This window comes from Tahibacter caeni (genome assembly GCF_024609805.1).
GTDB classification, from domain to species: domain Bacteria; phylum Pseudomonadota; class Gammaproteobacteria; order Xanthomonadales; family Rhodanobacteraceae; genus Tahibacter; species Tahibacter caeni.
The window spans coordinates 1-4995 of sequence record NZ_JANFVR010000339.1 but is presented as its reverse complement, the minus strand read 5'-3'; the positions used below and the strand labels follow the sequence as shown (position 1 = coordinate 4995).

The window sequence follows — 4995 nt, the reverse complement described above, 5'->3', positions numbered from 1 at the left end:
CGTTTTTTTTTGCGCCGCAGCCGGCAGGGCCGCGCGGCACCGCGGCCCGCCGCCCGGCCCTGCGCCGCGACGGCAGGCGTGCCGCTCCCGTTCAGAACATGTGCTTCTCGATGCCCAGGGCCGAGAGGATCTTGCTCGCGATCTCCTCGATCGAGGTATGCGTGGTGTTCTGCACCGGAATGTTCTCGCGCCGGAACAGCTTGTCGGCCTGGGCCAGTTCCCAGCGGCACTGCTCCAGAGTCGCGTAGCGGCTGTTCGGCCGCCGGTTCTCGCGTACCTGGGCCAGGCGCTGCGCATCGATGGTCAGGCCGTAGAGCCGGTTGCGGTAGGGCCGCAGCCGCGCCGGCAGCTCCATCTTCTCGAGGTCCTCGTCGGTCAGCGGATAGTTCGCCGCCCTCACCCCGTAATGCAGCGCCATGTACAGGCAGGTCGGCGTCTTGCCCGAGCGCGACACGCCGACCAGGATCATCTCGGCGTCGGCGTAGTTCGTCGACACGCCGTCGTCGTGCGACAGCGCGTAGTTGGTCGCGTTGATGCGCGCCTCGTACTCGGCGAAGTTGACCAGGCCGTGCGCCTTGTTCACGTGGCGCGAACGCGGCGTGCCGAGCTCCTGCTCGAGCGGGCCGATGAACGGCGCGAACACGTCGACCATCAACGCGCCGCAGCCGGCCAGCACTTCGGTCAGCGCCGGATCGACGACGGTGTTGATGACGATCGGCCGTGCGCCGGTCTGCGCATGGCAGGTCTTGATGCGGATCGCCGCCGCCTGGGCCTTGGCCTCGTCGTCGACGAACGGAATGCGGAAGGTGTCGAATTCGATGCCGTCGAACTGGGTCAGCACCGAATGGCCTATGGTCTCGGCCGTGATGCCGGTGCCGTCGGAAATGAAATAGATGGTTCTGCGCATGAGGAGCCGGGAATGGGGAATGGGAAATCGGAAAGAGCATGCGGGAATAAGGCCCGGCGTCAACCCGATTTTTACGATTCCCGATTCCCGATTCCCCATTCACGGCTTCCACCCATTCCCCATTCCCGGCCTTTCCGCACTGCACAACTTGTTTCGTCGGGCGCGAACCCGGAAAATTGCCCGTCTTTTCGACGCCGACGCCCGTCGGCGTACCTGCAGCACGCATGTCCGCGTCCCGCGCCGCCGCGCCGGACCGGTTCCTGCCGCCGCGGGTTGCGCAGGGCCCGGTGTCGCATTCCTTCTGCAATCCGGAGACTGACCTTGAGCGACCTGGTGCTTTGGCTGGACAACCTGCGACTTTCCGACCTCGGCAAGGTCGGCGGCAAGAACTCGTCGCTGGGCGAAATGATCGGCAACCTGGCCAAGCTCGGCGTCTCCGTACCGGGCGGTTTCGCGACGACCGCCCACGCGTTCCAGCAGTTCATCGCCCAGAGCGGCCTGGCCGACCGCATCCAGCAGCGTCTGGCCGGCCTCGACGTCGAGAACGTCGACGAGCTGACCCGCGCCGGCGCCGAGATCCGCAACTGGGTCGTCGAAACGCCGCTGATCCCGGCCTTCGACCGCGAAGTCCGCGATGCCTACGCCAAGCTCTGCCGCGACGCCGGCGGCGATGACGTCTCCGTCGCCGTGCGTTCCTCAGCGACGGCCGAGGATCTGCCCGACGCCTCGTTCGCTGGCCAGCAGGAAACCTTCCTGAACGTCACCGGCGCCGACGACGTCGTGCACAAGGTCAAGGAAGTGTTCGCCTCGCTCTACAACGACCGCGCGATCGCCTATCGCGTGCATCACGGCTTCAAGCATGAGGACGTGTTCCTGTCGGCCGGCGTGCAGCTCATGGTGCGCTCCGACGTCGGCGCCTCGGGCGTGCTGTTCACGCTCGACACCGAATCGGGCTTCCGCGACGCGGTGTTCGTGACCGGCAGCTACGGCCTCGGCGAAATGGTCGTGCAGGGCGCGGTCAATCCCGACGAGTTCTACGTCTACAAGCCCACCTTGCGCGAAGGCCGCCCGGCCATACTGCGCCGTCAGGTCGGCGCCAAGCAGCTGCGCATGGTCTATTCCGACAAGCCCGGCGAACGCGTGCGCACCGAGGAAACGCCGGCCGCCGACCGCGTGCGCTTCTGCATCAGCGACGCCGACGTGCACGAGCTGGCCAAGCAGGCGCTCGTGATCGAGCAGCACTACGGCCGCCCGATGGACGTGGAATGGGCCAAGGACGGCATCACCGGCAAGCTCTACATCGTGCAGGCGCGTCCGGAAACCGTGAAGTCGCGCGGCCGCGCGACGCAGATCGAACGCTTCCAGCTCAAGGGCCACGGCCCCGTGCTGACCGAAGGCCGCGCGATCGGCCAGAAGATCGGCGCCGGCACCGCGCGCGTGATCCGCTCGCTCGCCGACATGAACCGCGTGCAGAACGGCGACGTGCTCGTCGCCGACATGACCGACCCGGACTGGGAACCGGTCATGAAGCGCGCCGCCGCGATCGTGACCAACCGCGGCGGCCGCACCTGCCACGCGGCGATCATCGCGCGAGAGCTCGGCGTGCCGGCCGTGGTCGGCTGCGGCAACGCGCTCGACACGATTCCCGACGGCGCCGAAGTGACCGTGTCCTGCGCCGAAGGCGACACCGGCCGCATCTACGACGGCAAGCTGCCGTTCGAGCGGCTGACCGCCGACCTCGGCGCGATGCCGCCGGCGCCGCTGAAAATCATGATGAACGTGGCCAATCCCGAGCGTGCGTTCGACTTCGCGATGCTGCCCAACGCCGGTGTCGGCCTCGCGCGGCTGGAGATGATCATCGCCAGCCACATCGGCCTGCATCCCAAGGCGCTGCTCGAATACCGCCAGCAGGACGCCGAGACGCGGCGCAAGATCGACGAGCGCATCAACGGCGCCGATCCGGTCGAGTTCTACGTCGACCGCCTCGCCGAAGGCATCGCGACGATCACGGCCGCGTTCGCGCCGAATCCGGTCATCGTGCGCCTGTCGGACTTCAAGTCCAACGAGTACGCGAACCTGATCGGCGGCGCGCGCTACGAGCCGCACGAAGAGAACCCGATGATCGGCTTCCGCGGCGCCGCGCGCTACGTCGATCCCTCGTTCCGCGACTGCTTCGCGCTGGAATGCCGCGCGATGAAGCGCGTGCGCGAAGAGATGGGTCTGGCCAACGCCTGGGTCATGATCCCGTTCGTGCGCACGCTCGAGGAAGGACGCAAGGTCATCGAAGTGCTGGCCGAGAACGGCCTCAGGCGCGGCGAGAACGGCCTCAAGCTCATCATGATGTGCGAGCTGCCGTCCAACGCGCTGCTGGCCGACGAATTCCTTGAAATTTTCGACGGTTTTTCGATCGGCTCCAACGACCTGACCCAGCTGACCCTGGGCCTGGACCGCGACTCGGCCATCGTTTCGCACCTGTTCGACGAGCGCAACGCGGCGGTCAAGAGGCTGCTGTCGATGGCGATCCAGACCGCGCGCGCGAAGGGCAAGTACATCGGCATCTGCGGCCAGGGCCCGTCGGACCATCCGGATCTGGCCCAGTGGCTCATGGAACAGGGCATCGAATCGGTATCGCTGAACCCGGACACGGTCGTCGACACCTGGCTCAAGCTCGCCCGGTCCAAGGCCTGACCTTCCCGGCGCGAGCGCGGGCGCCCTGCCCGCCTCGCGCCGCAATGATTCGCGGCACCCGTTCACGGCGCCGCACAACGCACCGCAGGCCGCGCGCCGGGCATCGTCCTGTGGCGCGAATCCTCCGCCTCGCGCGCCGCTCGAACGACCGGCGCGCGATCGCTTCCGCCACGAGCTTCCTCGCGAGGAAACCGCCGCCATGCGCCTCTGGGTCGATGCCGACGCCTGCCCCAACGTGATCAAGGACATCGTGTTTCGCGCGGCCGACCGCGTCGGCATCGAAACCGTCCTCGTCGCCAATCAGCTCATCCGGACGCCGCCGTCGCCGCACATCCGTTCGATGCAAGTTCCCGGCGGCTTCGATGCGGCCGATGCGGCCATCGTCGAACGCGTCGAGGCCGGCGATCTCGTCGTCACGGCCGACATTCCGCTCGCGGCCAAGGTCATCGAGAAAGGCGCGCTCGCGCTGAATCCGCGCGGCGAGCTGTACACGGCCGACAGCATCGCCCAGCGCCTGAGCCTGCGCAATTTCATGGACGAACTGCGCGGGGCCGGCGTCGACACGGGCGGCCCCGCGGCGCTGCATCCGCGCGACCGCCAGGCGTTCGCGAACCAGCTGGACCGGCTATTGAGGCAGCGCTTCGCGCCGTCGCGGCCTGCGCGGGACTGAAACGGCGGCGGAGACTTCGAGAAGCCGGAATGTCGCAGAGCCGGAAGACCGGCCTGCGGTCGCCATGCCGCAGCGACGGCGATTCAACGCCGCTTGCGAAAGAACGCGCGCAGCAGCGCGCCGGATTCCTCGGCCGCGACGCCGCCGCGCACGGCGATGCGATGGTTGTGGCGTTCCGAGATCAGGGTGTCGAACACGCTGCCGGCCGCACCGGTCTTCGGATCGGCCGCACCGAAGACGACGCGCGCGACGCGCGCATGGATCATCGCCATCGCGCACATCGCGCAGGGCTCCAGGGTCACGTACAGGGTCGCTCCCGGAAAACGATAGTTGCCGATGCGGCGGCCGGCTTCGCGCAGCGCCTGGATTTCCGCATGCGCGCTCGGATCGTTGAGCCCTATGTTGTGGTTGTGGCCTTCGCCGATCACGCGGCCGTCGAGCACGAGCAGCGCGCCGACCGGCACCTCGCCGTGCAGCTCCTCGGCCTGCCGCGCGAGCGCCAGCGCCTGCCGCATCCAGTGCAGGTCGGTTTCGTCGTCGGTGTCGGTCACGCCGGAAAATCTCCGCAGCCGCAGCGGGCGCGCATCATAGCCGATCGCGCCGCGGCACTCAGTCGGGCGCCTCGCCGGCCAGCCAGCGATGCTGGGCGGCGCGCACGCGGCCGAAGCCGGCGACGAGCTGCGCCCAGGCGATGCGGTCCAGGCTCGCCGGCCGCGCGATCGTGCCGAGG

Annotated in this window: 4 protein-coding genes; 2 read left to right on the top strand and 2 right to left on the bottom strand. The window is 68.2% G+C overall.

Annotated features, from left to right (window positions below; translation table 11 throughout):
* Positions 1-91: 91 nt before the first annotated feature.
* Positions 92-907, bottom strand: coding sequence for a posphoenolpyruvate synthetase regulatory kinase/phosphorylase PpsR (gene ppsR, locus NON22_RS20230; protein ID WP_257388786.1), 816 nt, complete (start codon positions 905-907; stop codon positions 92-94).
* A gap of 321 nt (positions 908-1228) precedes the next feature.
* On the opposite strand from ppsR, the gene ppsA reads away from it, so the two are divergent.
* Both ppsA and NON22_RS20220 read left to right on the top strand, forming a co-directional pair.
* Positions 1229-3595: a phosphoenolpyruvate synthase gene (gene ppsA, locus NON22_RS20225; protein WP_257388785.1), complete on the top strand. Its 2367-nt coding sequence runs from the start codon at positions 1229-1231 to the stop codon at positions 3593-3595.
* Positions 3596-3794: 199 nt separating this feature from the next.
* Positions 3795-4265: a YaiI/YqxD family protein gene (locus NON22_RS20220; RefSeq protein WP_257388784.1), complete on the top strand. Its 471-nt coding sequence runs from the start codon at positions 3795-3797 to the stop codon at positions 4263-4265.
* An 83-nt stretch (positions 4266-4348) separates the two neighbouring features.
* Here the strand turns inward: NON22_RS20220 and tadA are convergent, their stop codons facing one another.
* Positions 4349-4816, bottom strand: coding sequence for a tRNA adenosine(34) deaminase TadA (gene tadA, locus NON22_RS20215; RefSeq protein ID WP_257388783.1), 468 nt, complete (start codon positions 4814-4816; stop codon positions 4349-4351).
* Positions 4817-4995 lie beyond the last annotated feature (179 nt).

Bases quoted from the DNA above. Each gene is read 5' to 3' on its own strand.
- NON22_RS20220 (WP_257388784.1), top strand. From the start codon at position 3,795: ATGCGCCTCTGGGTCGATGCCGACGCCTGCCCCAACGTGATCAAGGAC.
- ppsR (WP_257388786.1), bottom strand. From the start codon at position 907: ATGCGCAGAACCATCTATTTCATTTCCGACGGCACCGGCATCACGGCC.